Annotated in this window: 14 protein-coding genes; 7 read left to right on the top strand and 7 right to left on the bottom strand. The window is 47.4% G+C overall.

What is annotated here, in order from left to right; translation table 11 throughout:
• The first annotated feature begins 28 nt into the window (after positions 1-28).
• The gene (gene parE / locus LVQ77_RS18170; RefSeq protein ID WP_232905167.1) at positions 29-1,924 is read left to right on the top strand and encodes a DNA topoisomerase IV subunit B; all 1,896 of its coding nucleotides are present in this window, start codon (positions 29-31) and stop codon (positions 1,922-1,924) included.
• 176 nt (positions 1,925-2,100) lie between these two features.
• Here the strand turns inward: parE and LVQ77_RS18165 are convergent, their stop codons facing one another.
• The gene (locus LVQ77_RS18165; RefSeq protein ID WP_232905166.1) at positions 2,101-3,879 is read right to left on the bottom strand and encodes an EAL domain-containing protein; all 1,779 of its coding nucleotides are present in this window, start codon (positions 3,877-3,879) and stop codon (positions 2,101-2,103) included.
• Positions 3,880-4,285: 406 nt separating this feature from the next.
• Between LVQ77_RS18165 and LVQ77_RS18160 the strand changes: the two genes are divergently transcribed.
• The 6 genes from LVQ77_RS18160 to LVQ77_RS18135 all read left to right on the top strand — a co-directional run bounded on the left by LVQ77_RS18160 (position 4,286) and on the right by LVQ77_RS18135 (position 9,978).
• Positions 4,286-4,966 carry an N-acetylmannosamine-6-phosphate 2-epimerase gene (locus LVQ77_RS18160; RefSeq protein WP_232905165.1) on the top strand — a complete coding sequence of 227 codons (681 nt, stop codon included), beginning with the start codon at positions 4,286-4,288 and terminating at the stop codon, positions 4,964-4,966.
• 13 nt (positions 4,967-4,979) lie between these two features.
• Positions 4,980-5,855 (top strand): N-acetylmannosamine kinase, encoded by an 876-nt coding sequence (nanK, locus tag LVQ77_RS18155; protein WP_232905164.1) that lies wholly within the window; start codon positions 4,980-4,982, stop codon positions 5,853-5,855.
• A gap of 66 nt (positions 5,856-5,921) precedes the next feature.
• Positions 5,922-7,403: a sodium:solute symporter family protein gene (locus tag LVQ77_RS18150; RefSeq protein WP_151995975.1), complete on the top strand. Its 1,482-nt coding sequence runs from the start codon at positions 5,922-5,924 to the stop codon at positions 7,401-7,403.
• Positions 7,404-7,414: 11 nt separating this feature from the next.
• Positions 7,415-7,879 (top strand): N-acetylneuraminate anomerase, encoded by a 465-nt coding sequence (gene nanQ, locus LVQ77_RS18145; protein WP_232866241.1) that lies wholly within the window; start codon positions 7,415-7,417, stop codon positions 7,877-7,879.
• Between the two features lie 179 nt (positions 7,880-8,058).
• Positions 8,059-8,940 carry a MurR/RpiR family transcriptional regulator gene (locus LVQ77_RS18140; RefSeq protein WP_232866239.1) on the top strand — a complete coding sequence of 294 codons (882 nt, stop codon included), beginning with the start codon at positions 8,059-8,061 and terminating at the stop codon, positions 8,938-8,940.
• A 147-nt stretch (positions 8,941-9,087) separates the two neighbouring features.
• Complete coding sequence (locus LVQ77_RS18135) at positions 9,088-9,978, top strand: dihydrodipicolinate synthase family protein (protein ID WP_064516102.1); 891 nt, start codon at positions 9,088-9,090, stop codon at positions 9,976-9,978.
• A gap of 74 nt (positions 9,979-10,052) precedes the next feature.
• Here LVQ77_RS18135 and LVQ77_RS18130 read toward each other — a convergent pair whose 3' ends face one another.
• The 6 genes from LVQ77_RS18130 to qseB form a co-directional block, all read right to left on the bottom strand.
• Positions 10,053-14,501: an autotransporter outer membrane beta-barrel domain-containing protein gene (locus tag LVQ77_RS18130; RefSeq protein WP_232905163.1), complete on the bottom strand. Its 4,449-nt coding sequence runs from the start codon at positions 14,499-14,501 to the stop codon at positions 10,053-10,055.
• A 228-nt stretch (positions 14,502-14,729) separates the two neighbouring features.
• Positions 14,730-15,656 carry a LysR family transcriptional regulator gene (locus LVQ77_RS18125; protein ID WP_232866235.1) on the bottom strand — a complete coding sequence of 309 codons (927 nt, stop codon included), beginning with the start codon at positions 15,654-15,656 and terminating at the stop codon, positions 14,730-14,732.
• A 144-nt stretch (positions 15,657-15,800) separates the two neighbouring features.
• Positions 15,801-16,118, bottom strand: a complete 318-nt coding sequence (locus LVQ77_RS18120) for a putative quinol monooxygenase (protein ID WP_232866233.1) — start codon at positions 16,116-16,118, stop codon at positions 15,801-15,803.
• Between the two features lie 30 nt (positions 16,119-16,148).
• Positions 16,149-16,730 (bottom strand): NAD(P)H-dependent oxidoreductase, encoded by a 582-nt coding sequence (locus LVQ77_RS18115; protein ID WP_034461002.1) that lies wholly within the window; start codon positions 16,728-16,730, stop codon positions 16,149-16,151.
• A 121-nt stretch (positions 16,731-16,851) separates the two neighbouring features.
• Positions 16,852-18,207, bottom strand: coding sequence for a quorum sensing histidine kinase QseC (gene qseC / locus LVQ77_RS18110; RefSeq protein ID WP_232905162.1), 1,356 nt, complete (start codon positions 18,205-18,207; stop codon positions 16,852-16,854).
• Positions 18,204-18,863 (bottom strand): quorum sensing response regulator transcription factor QseB, encoded by a 660-nt coding sequence (qseB, locus tag LVQ77_RS18105; RefSeq protein WP_154151561.1) that lies wholly within the window; start codon positions 18,861-18,863, stop codon positions 18,204-18,206. Before qseB ends, qseC begins: the two co-directional genes overlap by 4 nt.
• Positions 18,864-19,018: the final 155 nt, after the last annotated feature.

Genomic DNA, 19,018 nt, shown 5'->3' with positions numbered 1-19,018 from the left:
CCTGTTTCGCTATCTGAACGAATAAACCATGACGCAATCCAGTTATAACGCCGATGCCATTGAGGTACTCACCGGGCTTGAGCCTGTTCGCCGCCGCCCCGGGATGTACACCGACACCACCCGTCCAAACCATTTGGGCCAGGAAGTCATTGATAACAGCGTGGATGAAGCGCTGGCAGGCCATGCGAAGCGTGTTGATGTTATTCTCCATGCCGATCAGTCATTAGAAGTTATTGATGACGGGCGCGGCATGCCGGTAGATATCCACCCGGAAGAGGGCGTTCCGGCGGTCGAGCTTATCCTTTGCCGCCTGCATGCGGGCGGTAAATTCTCCAACAAAAACTACCAGTTCTCTGGTGGTCTGCACGGCGTGGGCATTTCTGTCGTTAACGCCTTGTCCAAACGCGTTGAAGTCACCGTGCGTCGTGATGCGCAGGTTTACAGCATCGCGTTTGAAAACGGCGATAAAGTCCAGGAACTGGCGGTGGTCGGCACCTGCGGCAAACGCAATACCGGCACCAGTGTTCACTTCTGGCCAGATGCATCGTTCTTCGACAGTCCACGTTTCTCCGTTTCTCGTTTAAGCCATTTGCTGAAAGCCAAAGCGGTACTTTGCCCGGGTGTAGAGATCACTTTTACCGATAAAGTGAACAACACCGAGCAGCGCTGGTGTTATCAGGATGGTCTGCAAGACTATCTGTGCGAAGCGGTAAACGGCCTGCCGACGCTTCCGGAAAAGCCATTTGTCGGCAACTTTGCTGGTGATTTCGAGCAAGTAGACTGGGCGCTGCTATGGCTGCCGGAAGGTGGCGAGCTACTGACGGAAAGCTACGTCAACCTGATCCCAACTATGCAAGGCGGCACGCACGTCAACGGTTTGCGCCAGGGGCTGCTTGATGCGATGCGCGAGTTTTGCGAATACCGCAACATTCTGCCGCGCGGCGTAAAGCTATCTGCTGAGGATATTTGGGAACGTTGCGCCTACGTGCTCTCCGTTAAAATGCAGGACCCTCAGTTCGCCGGGCAAACCAAAGAACGCCTGTCATCACGCCAGTGCGCAGCCTTTGTTTCCGGTGTTGTGAAAGACGCATTCAGCCTGTGGCTGAACCAGAATATTCAGATTGCAGAACAACTCGCTGAGCTGGCTATTTCCAGTGCTCAGCGCCGTATGCGTGCCGCCAAAAAAGTGGTGCGTAAGAAACTGACCAGTGGCCCGGCATTGCCTGGCAAACTGGCTGACTGTTCTGCACAAGATTTAAGCCGCACCGAACTGTTCCTGGTGGAAGGGGATTCCGCTGGCGGTTCTGCTAAACAGGCTCGTGACCGTGAATACCAGGCGATCATGCCGCTCAAAGGTAAGATCTTAAACACCTGGGAGGTCTCGTCGGATGAAGTGCTGGCGTCGCAAGAAGTGCATGATATTTCTGTCGCGATCGGTATCGACCCAGACAGCGAAGATCTAAGCCAACTGCGCTACGGCAAAGTTTGTATCCTTGCGGATGCGGACTCCGATGGTTTACATATCGCCACGCTGCTGTGCGCGTTGTTCGTACGCCACTTCCGCTCGCTGGTTCGCGGTGGTCACGTTTATGTCGCGATGCCACCGCTTTACCGTATCGACCTCGGTAAAGAGGTTTACTACGCGCTGGATGAAGAAGAAAAAGCAGGTGTGCTTGAGCAGCTTAAGCGTAAGAAAGGGAAACCGAACGTGCAGCGCTTTAAAGGACTGGGCGAGATGAACCCGCTGCAATTACGTGAAACCACGCTTGATCCAAATACTCGCCGCCTGGTGCAGCTCACCATTGACGATGAAGACAACGACAAAACAATGGCAATCATGGATATGTTGCTGGCGAAGAAGCGTTCTGAAGATCGTCGTAACTGGTTGCAGGATAAAGGCGATATGGCAGATCTCGACGTCTAATGTCCCTAAGAGTAAATTGATACATTAGCTTAGCTTTGAGCATGGAAGCTCTGGTCAGGCTGTAAAATATCAGAACCAGCTCGTAAGATTTAGTTTGAAAATTATTTTTTGATTTCCGGCGATTATATGGAATTGTCGGAAATCGATTCTTTTGCGATATCGAAGTAAAACCCCTCCTATGCCCCCAATGTATCTAAAAAATCGGATAAAGGAACCGGGCGGTGATACAAATAGCCTTGTTGATAATCAACGTTGTTATCATGCAAATATTTTGCCTGTTCCTTAGTTTCAACACCTTCCGCAATAACTTTTAAATTCAGTGATTTTGATAATGAGACAACATTTTCTACAATATGGTGAGAGATAGCATCAAGACCAATCATTTTAATAAAACTACGGTCAATTTTAATATAGCTTACTGGGAATTTTTGGAGGTAGTGGTGAGTGGCATACCCTGTTCCAAAATCGTCAAGAGCAAAAAGTATATTGAGATTCTTAAGCGCCACAGCGCCCTTTATCGCAATTTTAGCATCAGTATTAAAGTTTCTTTCTGTTATTTCGAATATGGTAGTTATCGAATCACAACTTTCTTTGAATGATTTGCTTTTTGTAACTAGTTCTGGATCTTCTAAATGTTCAGGAGAGATATTAATTGATAAGTGAAAATCTTTTGGCAGTTTATGTGCTTTGTCTTGTAAGATTTTTTGCACATTTTCAAGTAATTGATGCGTTATCTTAATAATGATGCCACTTGATTCCATCGCCGGAATAAATGTATTTGGGGGGATGAGTCCCATTGTTGGATGTTTCCATCGAAGAAGTATTTCACAACCAATGATTTTATTGTTTCTTGTGTCTATTATAGCTTGTGCAAAAGGTATGAACTCATTTTTTCTCATCGCGCGAAGCATATATCTTTTAGAAAGAAAGTTATAGTGAGAAAACGATTGAAGGAATATAACAGAAAAAACAATAAATGTTATAATACCTATTGGTAATCCTGCTTGAGTTATTACTCTAATAACTTTTTCTTGTAGGGTTGTATATTGCTCAATATAGAGTATACCGCTCAATATCTCTTTGTTGGTATAGTTCGAATAAACCCCACCTTTAGTTTCAACGATCGAGGAAATCGCGTTATTGGATGTATCATTATCACTAGAGATTATAATTTTATGATTCTTATCAAATACAGTAACATGATAATTATTGTCATTGCTCTTGACTATTTTATTTATATAATTAAGGTTGAGATCAAGAGAAATAGCCCCTGTGAATTCATCTTTATTATAAACAGGTGCTGTAACCGTTAATATCTGCCCCTTTCCAGCAATATCAATATAAGGAGTTGTGATTTTGACCTCACGCTTCGGATTGTTTTCTGGTGTAATTAAATACCAGAATGGATCGGTATACATACCTGGATTAAAATAATAAGTACTAATCTCTTTTTTAGATGAATAAGGGGCTATATAGACGAATGAGTTTTTTGAGGTATAGTAAATCCATGAATATAATTTGGTAAAGTAACCATCCCCTACATCAATGTTAAGAGACGCTGCAGCATTTGCTTCATTTTTTGTCTGAGGATTTAACTTCTCATAAGCACCAAGTCCACTAATCATCCCTCCGGAAATATTCTTGTGTGGTGTTATTTTAAAATGCCAATTCTCTGATGCGTTAATGTTCTTATTTGGCATTGAAATGGTGTTGTAGCTATTGTTAGATTGTAAGTTGATTTCCATCTGTTTTCGCAGCATTTCGCATAATACAATACTGACATTTATTTTTTCACTTATGCTTTTTATATATGAATCAACAGTTTCATTTATACGTACAGTATCTTTTTCCCAATATGAGCCCAACATGGCAGCAACGCAAACCACCCAAATTACTAACAATAGATGCTTTTTATTCATTATTAATGAGACAGTTATGAGTTTTTTGTGCATCATTATATAAGTAATTTCATCTTCTATTCAATATATAGATTTGGATGTTTCTGGATGGTGTTATTTTACAAGTTTTTTTAAATTATATGAATTACCGAATTTTCATCAGTAGGATAATTATTGAGTTATTCATTATATTTATTGCAGTAACCATAAAGCGATTGAATTATGGACTCATTATCCCGGCAGAAATCCTTGCTCTTTTTGAAAATAAAGACACCCATTTCGCTTTCCAAATCAGCCTTGCAGGTTAAAAATCTTCTCTGCTCGCTTCAATTCCTGACGGTTCCTTCTCCCCTTGCGCATGACCCTCCTCACATTTTTCCCGTTTGCAGCTTGAAATAGTAATACTCCATCCGCTATTCTTTTTTGGAGTTAAACTTCATTTGGATTTGTAAGGCGGAGCAGAATGTCACTACTAACAAAATTAGAACAAAGCGTGCGTGATTGTGGGGGGCTCATCGTCTCCTGCCAGCCCGTACCCGGAAGCCCAATGGACAGGCCCGATATCGTGGCAGCAATGGCGCAGGCTGCCGTATCTGCGGGGGCTGTTGCCATCCGCATTGAAGGAATCGCCAATCTGGAAGCGGTACGGCCACTTATTTCAGTTCCAATTATTGGCATTATGAAACGCGACCTGGAAGATTCTGCTGTGCGCATCACTCCGTTTTTGCATGACGTTGATGCGCTCGCAAACGCCGGGGCCGATATTATTGCCTTTGACGCAACATTCCGCCCACGCCCGGTGGCCATTGATGAACTGATTGCACGTATTCACCATCATGGATTACTGGCAATGGCAGACAGCTCAACGGTAGAAGAAGGCCTCAATTGCAAATACAAAGGCGTTGAGTTCATTGGCACAACGATGTCTGGGTACACCACTTCAGTTACGCCTGAAGGGCCGGATCTGATGATGGTGTCCGAGTTAAGCGACGCTGGCTGCCGCGTCATTGCTGAAGGTCGTTACAACTCCCCTGAGCTGGCATCACAGGCTATCAATCATGGCGCATGGGCTGTTACTGTTGGTTCAGCCATCACCCGTATTGAACATATTTGCCAGTGGTTCAGCGATGCTGTTAAGCGCTAAGCCGGAGAAGACGATGAACACACTTGCCATTGATATCGGCGGCACAAAACTGGCCGCGGCGCTTATCAACTCACAGCATGAAATCTCTTTACGCACGGAAATTCCCACTCCGGCTAATGCCAAGCCACAAGCTCTGGAGCAGGCTTTGGCTGATTTGGTTGCAGCCTATGAGGGGAAAGCACAGCGAGTGGCGATTGCCTCTACAGGTATTATTGATAACGGAATTCTTACCGCGCTAAATCCAGATAATCTCGGTGGCCTGAATCATTTCCCGTTGCAGGCAACCGTTGAACGCCTCACAGGGTTGCCGTGCGTGGTTCTCAACGATGCGCAGGCTGCCGCCTGGGCAGAATATTGCTATCTGTCAGATCAATTCAAACACGTTACGTTTATTACGGTTTCCACTGGAGTAGGTGGTGGCATCGTTATCAATGGCGAATTGCTAACGGGTCCTCATGCCTTCGCAGGCCATATTGGGCATACTCAGGCCGATCCGAATGGCCCAATGTGTGGTTGCGGACGCGTTGGTTGCGTTGAGGCTATAGCCTCCGGGCGCGCCATTGCAGCAGGGGCTCAGCACGATCTTTTGGGCAAAAATGCCCGTGAAATCTTTGCCTTGGCGCAAGAAGGCAACGAGCAGGCACAACAACTATTTACGCGTTCAGCACAGGCGATTTGCCAACTGATCGCCAATCTTAAAGCCCTGCTGGATACCGAATGTATCGTGCTAGGCGGCAGCGTCGGGCTTGCTCCGGGTTACCGTATACAGGTGGAAAAGCAGCTCGCAACACTACCTGCGGCATTCTATGTTCCTGTTTATTCCGCTCACTATCATCATGATGCTGGGTTAATGGGGGCTGCCCTCTGGTCTGAACATCACGCAGTCTGATCATTTATAAAATTTAAAATTCAGACAGTTACTTCATCCTAATAAAACCATAAGTAGGAAAGTGCCATAATGACTCACTCTTTCGGCATCTTTAATTACGTTGTTCTTTTCGGTTATTTACTGGCAATGATGTTAGTCGGTGTCTATTTTTCAAAGCGGCAGAAAACGGCTGATGATTATTTCCGTGGCGGTGGCCGAATTCCTGGCTGGGCTGCAGGTGTTAGTGTATTCGCCACCACGCTAAGCTCGATTACTTTTATGTCAATTCCAGCCAAGGCATTCACCACCGACTGGACGTTTATTCTTGGCCAATATCTGGTTATTGCTATTTTACCGGTGGTCTTTTACTTCTATATTCCATTCTTCCGTAAGCTAAAGGTAACCTCTGCCTACGAATATCTTGAAGCTCGTTTCGATGTTCGTAGCCGTTTGTTCGCCAGCCTCTCTTTTATGATGTTTAACATAGGCCGTATCGCCATTATCACTTACTTAACGGTGTTGGCTTTGCGACCATTTATTGGCATTGACCCAATCGTTTTGGTGCTGCTGATTAGTGTTATGTGCATTATCTATACCTGGATGGGTGGTATTGAAGGGGTTATCTGGACTGACGTTATTCAGGGGTTGTTGTTATCGGGCAGCGCGGTGCTTATTTTCATCGTGATTTGCTTCAAGGTGCAGGGCGGGTTCGGTGAGATTTTCACCGTGACACAACATGCCGATAAATTCTTCCCGGCGTCACAGTTCCGCTGGAGCTGGACGGAAAGCACTGTGCCAGTTCTGATGATTGGTTTCCTGTTTGCCAATATTCAGCAATTTACCGCCAGTCAGGATGTGGTCCAGCGCTATATCGTGACGGACTCCATTGAGGAGACGAAGAAAACACTGCTCACCAACGCTAAGCTAATCGCCATTATTCCAATTTTCTTCTTTGCTATCGGTTCGGCTCTGTTTGTTTACTACAAACAAAACCCAAGTCTGTTACCAGCAGGCTTTAACATCGGGGGGATCTTGCCGCTATTCGTGGTGACGGAAATGCCTACAGGTATTGCCGGTTTGATTATCGCCGCTATTTTTGCAGCTGCGCAGTCCAGTATTTCAAGTAGCCTGAACAGTATCTCCAGTTGCTTTAACTCCGATATTTATCAAAGACTGAGCAGCAAAAAAAGAACCCCAGAAAACAGTATGCGTATGGCTAAACTGGTGATCCTTATTGCCGGGCTATTTAGTAGCGCTGCGACGGTATGGTTGGTGATGGCGAATGAATCAGAAATCTGGGATGCCTTTAACAGCTTAATTGGGCTGATGGGTGGCCCTATGACTGGTCTGTTTATGCTGGGGATTTTCTGCAAACGTGCCAATGCGGGTAGTGCAACTCTTGGCATTGTGGTCAGTATTGTAGCGGTGCTGTTTGCTCGCTATGCCACCGACTTGAATTTCTTCTTCTATGGCGTGGTTGGCTGTCTGAGTGTGGTTATCAGCGGCGTTATTTTCGCCCCATTATTTGCTTCAGCGCCGGCGCTGACGCTTGATGAAACACGTGAGTAAAAGGTGACATCATGATTTTAGGACGAATTTCAGAGCTCAGCGCTCAGACTGGTATTGCACCTCAGTTACTGGCCATTATTAAGCAGGCGCTGGCGAAGCATCCGGAAACACTAAGTGCGGGCCGCCATGAAATAGACGGTGACGATATCTTTATGAATGTTATGAGCTTTGATACCTCAGAACCACAGAGCAAGCGTTACGAGCAGCATCGCGAATATCTTGATATTCAGCTGTTACTCAGTGGTCAGGAGCGCATTGATTTTGGCCCGATTGGTGCGGCAATAGAGCCAGATATTTATCACGAAGATGATGATTATCTGCTTTGTGATGAGGTGGCACCTTGCCAGACTTTGCATATGCAACCCGGAATGTTTGCGATATTCCTTCCGGGCGAGCCACATAAACCAGGTTGTATCAGCGAAACGGCGCAGTCTATTAGCAAGGTAGTCATCAAAGTGCATTATCGCTGTCTATAACACGATGTTTTAACGTCATAATAATATTAAGCAGTAAATGAGTTCTTCTTTGACGGCGCGATGTACGCATACCCCCTATGCTTACATCGCGCTTTTTTTCATGCCACAGACTTGTTACGCTCTCAACCATTCAATATTGCAGGCTTTTTGCCACATCACGTACTCAAGAGCAGGAAATTATGGAGTCTCAAGTCCAACGCCTTAAACCCGGAAAAATCCTCGACACACTTGGTGCGATGCAAAATAGCCTGACGCGTGTTTCACAGCGGATCGCGCACTATATTTTGACCTCTCCACAGCAGGTGACTCAGCTCTCTATCGCCGAGTTGTCACGCGAAACACAGGCTGGAGAAGCCACCGTCATTCGTTTCTGTCGCACCCTGGGTTATAAGGGTTTTCAAGATTTTAAAATGGATTTGGCTATTGAACTGGCCACGGTGGATACCGATAACAGTAGCCCGCTGTTAGATGGGGAAATCAATGAGTCAGACGATGCGCGCACCATTGGTTTGAAACTGCAAAGCACCATTAATAATGTGTTGTCTGAAACCCTGAATTTGCTGGATATGAATCAGGTTAATCAGGTCGTCGACGCATTACGCACCAGCAACTCGGTGTACATTTTCGGTGTCGGCTCGTCGGGAATTACTGCGGAAGATATGAAGCATAAGCTGATGCGTATTGGTTTGCGGGTCGATGCCGTTACCAATAATCACTTTATGTATATGCAGGCTACATTGCTCAAAGCGGGCGATGTGGCGATTGCTATCAGCCACACCGGTACATCTCCGGAAACGGTCCATGCCCTCAAGCTTGCCAGACAAGCGGGGGCAACCACCGTTGCTCTGACCCATAATTTAGGCTCCCCGCTAATTGAAGTAGCTGATTTTAGCCTGATCAACGGTAACCGCCAGGGGATGCTGCAAGGCGATTCGATTGGCACTAAGACAGCACAACTATTTGTGCTGGATTTGCTCTATACCTTGCTGGTACAGGCTGCGCCAGAGCAAGCTCGCGAAAGTAAGTTGCGTACCATGGATGCACTTAATATCGCAAAGTAATGCCACATTAGCGGCATTGATCACAGTTCAACGTATTAAGCCATTTTAGCGATGCCACGATGGTTGCATCACTCCATTTGTCGTCTTAATATAGAGTTAAACTTCATAATCACAAATCATTAGAAGTAAAACTCCAAAGAGGCTTGCATGGAAAAGTTAACTGGCTTAATCGCCGCGCCACACACACCATTTACCGCTGATGGAAGTGTTAATTATCCGGTTATTGACCAAATTGCCGCACATCTGATTGAGCAAGGTGTTAAAGGTGCCTATGTACTGGGCACTACCGGTGAGGGCATTCATTGCTCGGTCGATGAGCGCAAAAAAATTGCAGAACGTTGGGTGAGTGCAAGTGCGGGTAAACTGAGTATTACTTTGCATACAGGTGCTCTGAGTATCGCGGACTCCGTTGAACTTAGCCGTCACGCTGAAACTTTGGATATCTTCGCTACCTCAGTAATTGGTCCTTGCTTCTTCAAGCCGGGCAATATTGAAGATCTAGTGGAATACTGCCGTATTAATGCGGCCGCCGCACCATCTAAAGGTTTCTACTATTACCATTCCGGCATGTCGGGTGTGAATCTCGATATGGAGCAATTTTTACAGGTTGCAGCCGATCGTATCCCTAACCTTACTGGCATGAAGTTTAACTCCAGCGACATGTATGAGTATCAACGCTGTGTGCGCGTGAATAACGGCCAGTTTGATATTCCATTTGGTGTTGATGAGTTTTTACCGGCGGGCCTGGCATGTGGTGCAGTTGGCGCAGTAGGCAGCACCTATAACTATGCAGCGCCGTTGTATCACCGCCTGATTGATAGCTTTAATCGTGGTGATCAGGCAGATGTTGCTGGTTGTATGGATAAGGTCATCGCTATCATCCGCGTGCTGGTGCAGTACGGTGGCGTTGCGGCTGGTAAAGTTGCGATGAAACTGCACGGCATTGATGTAGGTGACCCGCGTCGTCCGCTGCGCCCAATGACTGAGCAGCAAAAGCAAGATGCGCTGCAAGCCTTCCGCAAGGCTGATTTCCTTTAAGCTGCCCTAATTTTTCAGAGCGAATAAGTGTTACCCATTTGTCTGGTTTGCACTTATTCGCCCCATATCGTTTCTTAAAACTTAATTTTTAAGCCCACAATCCCGCCGTAATTGATGCTGTTACCTGTAAACGCTTTTTCAACGCTTAAAGAACCGGTAAGAGAAACCGACTTATTAAGCTGGTGATCAACGCCTGCATTTAACTGCCCCCATGTGCCAGCACTATTGGTGACGAAAGGAATATACCCGTCCTGTGAGGCAAAATTGGTTTTAGTCTCTCCCCTGAATTCATGCACAATCCCTGGGCGCAGCCATGCCGTGGTGCGAGTGCCCTTTTCCTGACTTTTTTGGGTGTTATTGTGGTTCCACGACTGGTGGAAACGCAGGCTCACGCGGCCGGTAAGCGAATCGGCATTGCTGAAATTCACCCCGGAAGCGTCGTCATGGGTGTTATCCAGCTTAACCGTTGAGTAAATCAGCTGCGCCTGAGGTTCGATAAAACGTTGAACCTCTGCATCGGGCTGCCATGGGTAACCGGCTTCCAGCGAGGCGCTAAGCGCGTAACCTTTAGTTTTCATCGGGCTAAGATCGGTGGGGCTGGATTCCACATACAGCCTGTTGTACTGCACGACCGCATCCAGATAACTTCCCGCAGGCGTAAAGTGCGTCCAATAGCCGCCGATTCCCCATGACTTCAGCGTGTTTCGACCTGCATTTTCACCGTCGGTGTGAGTGACTTTACTATTTATCTTGCCGATGTTTCCAAGCACGCCAGCAAAATTCGAACTTCCGTCGTCTTTGCTTTCTCGATACAAATCAATCCCTAACTGAATCGCATTAAGCGTAAAGCGCGATTGCGGCCCATCAAAGTCTGATTTGCCATTTTTATATATCACACGCCCCCAACTCATGTGTGGCGACTGCGTTGCCTGGGTGATCTTTTCTGCGCTGGCGAACTGTTCCCCGGTGCGTTCATGCAGGCTATCGACGAGCATTCGGCTGTAGAGCAAAGCCAACTGTGGGATATCCTGGTACAGCGAGGTTTCTGCTCGGTAGTTCGGGACTTCGCCAGCATGTTGTGGCGGTTCAGGATGCTGCGGCGTTTCTGGTTTTCCCTCCTCATCTGGTTTTACCTGTTCATCTGGTGCTGGTTGTTCATCAACCGGCGTGACGGGAGGGGGATTTACAGGAATCACTGGCGGTTTTATGACCGGTTTTTCTCCGGGCTTAGGTTCCGGGATTGGCTCTGGTTCAGGATCGGGTACGGGATCTGCTGGAGGAGGAGGAGGAGGCGGATCATCATTCTTAACATCATCCGGTACATTTTTATGAGAGCGCAGATACCAGGCCTGTTTATTACTGTCATCAACACTTGAACGGTAAAGCGAATATTCATAGGGCCCAGCTTTAACCTTACTGAGCAAACTGAATGCTTCCGTTGCGGTGGTTGCGCCACTTATGGCATCGACGACCTTGATACCATTGCCATGTGTGAGTGCACCGCTACCATCGGTATTGGTAATTTTCAGGCTTGTGGATCCATCAGCCTTCCCGCCGTTAATAACGAGCAGATCCGTAGGTGAATCGTCGTCATGGAGATGGGTGTTTAACGCAATCGTTGAGTTGTCGCCATGGTAGTTATTCACCATCAGCGTTTTGTACTGGTTGTTTTCCGGAGTGCTGAAATTTATCAGGCTGTGGTTATTGGTAAGCTCGCTAAGCACAGAGTTACCGGTTAAAAACCACAGACTGGTATTGTTTAATGACACCTCAGACCAGGCACCTGCATCTGTTAATGCCGCACCCGTGACAATACTCCCGGACATATCTACAGAAGCATTGCCTGGCACCACTCCAGAGCCATTCTTCACCTGTAGCCACTGGCTTTCGCCGTTAACATGGCTGTTTTGCATATCAATATCCGCATAGCCAGTAGTTTCAATGCCATAGCCATGATTACTGGACAAAATAGTATTGCTGATGCTGGCCTTTCCGGGTTGAGTTTCTGAACCCTGAACCGCCAGTGCCGCCGCGCCATCACCTTGTGTGGTAGCTATCGTATTCTCGGCAAAAACACTCCCTCCGTTACTGGCGAGGATGCCGTGCGCCAGCTCCCCTGATGTGGTGATACCTGTTTTGTTGAGCGACAATGTTGCCGTGTTATTCACCAGCGCACCTGTTGAGCCTGCGCCCATGGTTCGAATGACTGAGTTTTCGGCACTTAAGTCAGCGCCTGCTTCGGCCCAGATACCACGTGAGTTATCCCCATGTGTCGTTAACGTGACGCTATCAAGTGCCATTTCAGCTGTTTCGGTTTTAAACTTGCGGCCAACAAAAGCACCCGTCGCGTTATTTCCAAGTGTCTCGACTGTGACATTACTGGCCGATAAACTAACGCTACCCGGTTTTGCCGCACCAATTCCGGCGTATAAACCGAGTGAATTATCCCCCTGCGTTTTGACCGACACATTTTTCAGGATGATATTGCCGCCGTCATCGGCGGTGGCTCCATAGGCCTGGGTGCCCGTGGTAAGAAGGCTGGTCCCTTCAATTGTCAGCAAAGAACCTGGGTTACGTGACGCGACTGCGTGTGGGAAGGTAAGGTTTGACTGTATGGTTGAGCCATTACCCGACGTGACGATACTACCACCCACGACTGTGACTGTAGCTCCCGCATCGGCAATAACTCCCATTGCATTATCATCACCTGATGTCGTGATGTGAGTGCCGGTTATCGTGGCCGTGGTGTTCGCGACGGCAATACCGGAGCCGTAGTTCCCGGAGGTGGTAATTCGAGAGGTATCAACCTCCAGATGACTGCCACTTGTGGCACTGATGCCTACGCTGGACTTTTGTGTGGTGCTGACATCAGTGTTGGTAAGGCTTAAGGATGAACCCACCCCCTGAAGCAGTATGCCCGGCCCCCATGGGCCAGTTCCATTATCAGGAGCCGTTGTTTTGATAATTGAGCCGCTAATGTCAGCAGTTGCGCCATTTATGATATTGACCCCAGAGCTGCGCGCGCCGAACGTTTCGATAGTTGTATCGCTGATTTGTGCGTGAGAGCCGGCTCCTTCTGCTGAGACACCATGGCTTTGCATACCCAATGTGGTCATTGTTGAACGGTTAACAAGTACAGAGCCACCAGATATTGCGCGAGCTGCAGTTGATGTGGCTTCTGCGCCTCCGGCACCTTTCACCAGGATGTTGCTATTGTTCAGGTAAACTGAGCTACCATCACCCTCGGCACGTCCGCCTCCTTGATAATTCCCCGTGACGTTAACAGTGAGGTCTGAACCGGTGATAGTGGCCCCTGACAATGCATGAAGGGCGGCGGTGCTGGTTGTGCTACCAGCACCGCCGCTACTTACAATCTCGCTTGCCTGCAAATTAATACGGGCATTATTCTCGGCTCGCGCGGCACTGGCGCTGGCGGCAGAAGTGGTCAAAAACACGCCCTGCGCGTCAATATCACTGCCGAACTCACTTGCCAGCAGGGTATGACTTAAGCTCAGGTTTTTTTCATTATCCAGCGGTGAAGCGGTAGATACCGCGGCCCCAGAAGTGTTGATTCGTGTCCCTTGTTGCAGCGATACGTTTGCGCCGTTACGTGCCCATAACCCTGTCGCCCCTTTTCCTGTGGTTTGAATGCTGCTGCCTGATATTGTGCCGCTGGTGGCGTCCCCAGCAAGCAAAATACCGTGGCCATTCGCTCCGCTGGTTGTGATAGTGGTTTCAGTTAAATTAAGCGCCGCACTATTTTCGAGTTTGACGCCATATGCTGAAGCACCAGTGGTAGTGATGGAGGTACTTTCCGCATAAAGTGTGCTGTCCAGGCCATCAACGGCTGCACCATGACTGCCGCCGTTGCTGCCTCTTGCCCCCGTGGTCAGGATTACAGTTCCTTCAGAAAGATTGATTCGACCACCTTGAGTTGCTGAAACCGCCGGGGCTCCCCAGGATGAAGTCTGCACCGTGGATTTACTGAGTGATGCCTTAGAATGCGGGCCTGTTACGACAATTCCGAAGTTGTTATTTCCCTTAGCGCCGCCACCTACCGTCACGGTGGAGTTATCAAGATTGAGCTGCCCACCAGATTTCGCGACCAATGCAGTCATGTTATTTGCCGTGACGGTTGCTCCCGCTGCGGTTTTTGGATCAAGTGCTACTGTGCTGCCAGAAAGGGCAACTTGACCTCCCTCGAAAACATAAACACCAACTTGATCTTTTGATCCCGCCGCTGAGATTGCATTATTTTTAATGCTACCCCTGCTCAGGGTAACCGTGCCATCTTTGCCTATTTTGATGCCCGCGGTATTTGCAGCATTCATTTTTATTGTTTCATCGAAATATAAACCACTGGTATCAATCCCTGTTGATCCGGAAGTATTGACCAGTGTTTCTGCTCGGGTATCGACGTAACTAAAGCTCAGAACACCAGCGACCAGACTCGCCGATGTTTTAATAATGATTTTTCGTCTGTTTTGCTCGATGTGTGAGGGGGATATTTTGATGATTTTCATGCGAATGCCTCCATGAATCCTGATTACGGATATTCATGTTAGTAACTGTGCGTAAATGAATAATCACCAGCGACAATTTCGGCAGTATATTGAGAATATAATGGGGGGCGGTGGTGAATATAAATATTGAAGCCGGGTGGCTTAATGTGCTGGTGATTATACGTACAGTTTGCTTTGAGGGTATTACATGGCGTTAATTGCGGATTTATTTCTATTACATCGCTTGCTTTATTCGTTAACCCCCCGAATTGCTGCGAGTAGTTGCATAAAACTTGGCTTTTTCTCCATCTCTTTACGGTAAACTAAATAGACACCAATGAGTTGTAACGGGAATAATGGTGTTAGCTGTCGCAGTTTGAAAAGTACTTTATAGCGCGCAAAGGCTTCAGGCGTGAGAAACCCTACACAATCGGTCTCGGATAACAACGTGAGAAGCATCATTATTGAATTCGTTTCGAATACGATATGGGCATCTTTTAAGGTTGCCAGCAATGACTGTTTTCTTTGATATATCATTTCATCGCCAGTCAAATGGCTGACTAGATCCAGTTGCTTTAATTCATCGGTGCTAATTGTGGTCTTTTTAAATGGATTGTCTTCCCGGCAGACCATAACTGGGGTGAAATCACGCAGCAGGACACTGGTTAGTGTCGTGTTGATAACAGAAGTGGCAGAGAAAACAATATCGGCTTTACGTAAATTAAGCAGACCAACAGCATCTGGAATACCAAGAAGCGTTTCTATATATTTTATTTTATAATTTAATTTCGCCTCCTTGATCTTTAATACCGTGTCTGACAAATCATGTATTGCTACTGAAAAAGGAGAGTAAATAACCACTGTCTCTCGTTTATTTGTTTTTTTACTCCGCTCGACAGAATCACTCATTATTTCCAGAGACTGTTTAAGTTTAACGTACAGATCATCTGCAAATACAGTTGGTGCGATGGTATTGCCATGGCGAATAAATAACGGATCGGCAAAATGCAGACGCAGTTTACGTAACGAGTGGCTTATTGACGGCGGAGTTACATCCAATATTTCAGAAACTTCAGTAATACTGCGTGTGGAATAGATCAAACAGAAGGTGGTTAAAAGATTGAGATTAAAGTTGGCAAGGTTGATGATTTTATCGGAAACCGTGTTCGTCTTCATGTCCTGGCCTTGCTGAGAATATTGATTAAAGAATAGCTTAGCAGCATTTTCTCAATGTGAATGGCTCAGGGCAGCGTTTAGAATGCAGATACAAAAAGGGGGCAGATATGAAAGCCGCCCCCTTAAATCATTCGGTAAACCCAATTACTTAATTGCGTCTTCCAGAATATGGATATGAACGTCCAGAACGTCGTCTTTAACAGTGACGCTGTGATCTTTCATGTGTTTTGTTTGCAGGTGAGCTTCGAGGTGAGCCACGCTCTCCCATTTTTCCAGCATAAACACAGAATCTGGTGCAGTGGTCTGGAACGCGACTTGTGCGTTATGGTCGATGAGTGGCGCATAACCAAAGCAGCCTTCCTCTTCGAGCACAGTAGGAATAATTTTTGCAAACGCGTCCAGTACAGCCTGGCGATGGTGAACACCAGGGCGGGTACGAATTTCAGCTATTACTGTAATCATGTTCAACTCCTTGTTGTAGTCATAAGACAGTTAAGCAAAAACTCGGCCCAGATGCTCGCGGTATTCTGCAATAAAACGCGGTACATCAGGCGCTTTCATTACGTCGTTGGCGATAAATGTCGGCAGACCTTCCATTCCAAGGAACTGGTTAGCTTTGTGGAATGGCAGGTAAACACCATCAACTCCAACACCGTGGAAGAACTGTTCTTTGTCTTCAAATGCTTGCAGCGGGGCGTTCCAGGTCAGTGACAGCATATAAGTTTTGCCCTGGATCAGGCCGCCAGAACCGTATTTTTTCTCTGCATCAGAACGGGTACGACCATCGCTTGCATACAGTGAGCCATGACCTTCAGTAAATACATCATCAATGTATTTCTTCATGGTCCACGGTGCGCCCATCCACCAGCCTGGCATCTGATAAATCACAGTATCAGCCCACATATATTTCGCGACTTCTTCTTTAATGTCGTACTCACTGTCGGTACGTGTGACCTGAACATCATGCCCGAGGTCGCGCAAAAAGCTTTCCGCGACGTCGGTCAGGGTGTCGTTAAGTTGGCCATTAGAATGGGCGAATTTTTTCGCACCATTGATAATCAGAATATTGCTCATAGTTAGTCCTCGAATAATTGCGTCTGGCGCGGAGTTTACCGTGATGTATGTCACAATTAAATGCCATATATAGGCAAAGACTTTTGCTAAAAACGCAATAATCAGAGGGCTGAATCCGTTTTTACCAGCGTATTTGTACCTGAAATCCACCGCTGGGGGCGTTTACGAAGCTCGCCTGCATACCGTGTAATGCAGCGATTCGCCTGACGATAGATAACCCGAGGCCGCTGCCGGTTTTTTCCTGCCCGGGTGGACGGAAGAAGCGTTCACCAAGTGAGGTCAGATATTCAGGGCTGACGCCCGGGCCGTTGTCGGTAATCGTAATTTCGTGGCTCTGGAGAACGACATTGACTACGCTGCCGCGTGGGCTGTAGCGCACGGCATTGTCCAGCACGTTTCTGACCATCAAACTAAGTAGTAGCGGCTGACCCTGGCGTTTTACTTTTGCGTCCTGAATATCAAGGCGAATATCAATGCCTTCACGCTGCGCCTCGTGATAAGCATCCATCACCGCATTTTGCAGTAGTGGCTGGAAAGGCACGTCCTGGACATCATCCAGACCCGCTAAAGAATCCAGCCGCGATAAAGTCAGCAGTTGATCGACCAGACGAGTCGCGCGATCGATGCCTACGCTCAGGTTATTCAGTGCGTGATCGCGCATCGGTTCATCATTTTGTGCAAGCTGTGCCACTTCGGCCTGTACCTTTAATGCGGCGAGTGGGCTGCGTAGCTCATGTGCGGCATCAGAGGTAAAGCGCCGTTCGCGCTGCATAAACTCCCCGGTGCGGGTAAATAGCTGATTAAGCGCAATCACCAAAGGGCGTACTTCTTGTGGCAGGGTTTGCGTTGGCAACTCACTGGCATCGTCTGGTTTGCGGCTACGTAATTGCAGTGCCAGTTTGTGAAGCGGGGAGAGTGCCCGGCTGACCAGCCATACCAACAACAGTAAGATCATCGGCGAGGCGATAAGCCATGGGGTGAGCTGAGACAAAACGATGTCCCGTGCCAGGTCTTCGCGGTATTCCCACTCCTGACCTACTACGATGCGGTATTTTCCGTCGGGTGTTGTCACCCAGACCATGCGCCACATATCGTCATCGCCCGCCAGTTTGCCATCAACAAATCCGTCACGCTGGTAGCGATAGCTGAGATACCTGCCGTTGTCGCCGTCGTTTAGCAGCAACTGCCCGTTGGCGGTATAAATGGCGAAGGCGAGGGTGTCATCATCTTGTTTGCCTCGATGATGCGAAATCATCTTTTTGGTACGAGGCAATTGTGTATCGTTTTGCACGCCATCAAGCTCTAACGCACTCAGGCGTTTGGCAAACAGCACTTGTTGGGTATCAAAGAGTTTATTGAGGGTTTTGCTGGTTTGCTGCCAGGCAGCAACACTTGCGCCGACCCAGGCAACCAGCGTGAGTAAAATAAACCCGGCAATGAGTCTTGCGCGTAAACTCTGAGTCACTTTTTTTATCATTCTTCACCTAACGTATAACCGATGCCGTGTACCGTGCGAATAAACCCACTGCCGAGTTTGCGGCGTAAATGGTGGATATGTACTTCCAGCGCATTTCGGGAAACATCGTTCTCCCAGCTATAAAGTTTCTCTTCAATGAGCGTGCGCGGTAATACACGTCCTGTGTTACGCATAAACAGTTCCAGCAAGGCAAACTCTTTGGGTTTTAGTTGCAGTGGTTCACCGTCGCGGGTAACGGTTAATTTAATCGGATCAAGTTCGACACCAGCATGGCAAAGGGTAGATTGAGCCTGCCCATGGTTACGGCGGATTAAAACCTGTAAGCGGGTGGCAACTTCTATTAACGCAAAGGGTTTACACAAATAGTCATCGGCACCAAGTTGTAATCCCTCAACTCGTTGTTCCAGGGCATCGCGCGCGGTTAGAATTAACACAGGTTCAGTTCGGCCATTACGACGCCAGTATTTTAAGATATCCAGTCCGTCGATTCCCGGCAGACTTAAATCCAGCACCACTGCGTCGTAGGGGGCTAAACTCAGAGCTGACTGACCTTGAAGGCCATCTGTAAACCAGTCGACGGTAAAACCCATTTTTGTCAGCCCGGCTTTGAGTCCGTCGCCAATGAGCTTATCGTCTTCAATTAGTAATATGCGCATAGTGTTTCCCTTACTGCCCATTTGCGGGAAGTTAATAACTTTTGTGAGGGTGTGTACAGGGGAAAAATACGATGCTTCGGCATAGTGCGCAATTTACTAAAAAAAGCGATTTTTGATGGGAGAATTAAGATCGCGTTAAGATCTATCACGTTAAA

Origin of the sequence: Buttiauxella cochleicola (genome assembly GCF_021282435.1) — a bacterium.
GTDB classification, from domain to species: Bacteria; Pseudomonadota; Gammaproteobacteria; order Enterobacterales; family Enterobacteriaceae; genus Buttiauxella; species Buttiauxella massiliensis.
The sequence above is the reverse complement of the archived record's forward strand: the minus strand, read 5'-3'. Positions and strand labels throughout refer to the sequence as shown.

Coding starts and splice junctions, on each gene's coding strand:
- LVQ77_RS18165 (WP_232905166.1), bottom strand. CDS start 3,879: ATGATGCACAAAAAACTCATAACTGTCTCATTAATAATGAATAAAAAG.
- nanQ (WP_232866241.1), top strand. CDS start 7,415: ATGATTTTAGGACGAATTTCAGAGCTCAGCGCTCAGACTGGTATTGCA.
- LVQ77_RS18135 (WP_064516102.1), top strand. CDS start 9,088: ATGGAAAAGTTAACTGGCTTAATCGCCGCGCCACACACACCATTTACC.
- LVQ77_RS18140 (WP_232866239.1), top strand. CDS start 8,059: ATGGAGTCTCAAGTCCAACGCCTTAAACCCGGAAAAATCCTCGACACA.
- LVQ77_RS18130 (WP_232905163.1), bottom strand. CDS start 14,501: ATGAAAATCATCAAAATATCCCCCTCACACATCGAGCAAAACAGACGA.
- LVQ77_RS18115 (WP_034461002.1), bottom strand. CDS start 16,730: ATGAGCAATATTCTGATTATCAATGGTGCGAAAAAATTCGCCCATTCT.
- nanK (WP_232905164.1), top strand. CDS start 4,980: ATGAACACACTTGCCATTGATATCGGCGGCACAAAACTGGCCGCGGCG.
- parE (WP_232905167.1), top strand. CDS start 29: ATGACGCAATCCAGTTATAACGCCGATGCCATTGAGGTACTCACCGGG.
- LVQ77_RS18120 (WP_232866233.1), bottom strand. CDS start 16,118: ATGATTACAGTAATAGCTGAAATTCGTACCCGCCCTGGTGTTCACCAT.
- qseB (WP_154151561.1), bottom strand. CDS start 18,863: ATGCGCATATTACTAATTGAAGACGATAAGCTCATTGGCGACGGACTC.
- qseC (WP_232905162.1), bottom strand. CDS start 18,207: ATGATAAAAAAAGTGACTCAGAGTTTACGCGCAAGACTCATTGCCGGG.
- LVQ77_RS18160 (WP_232905165.1), top strand. CDS start 4,286: ATGTCACTACTAACAAAATTAGAACAAAGCGTGCGTGATTGTGGGGGG.
- LVQ77_RS18125 (WP_232866235.1), bottom strand. CDS start 15,656: ATGAAGACGAACACGGTTTCCGATAAAATCATCAACCTTGCCAACTTT.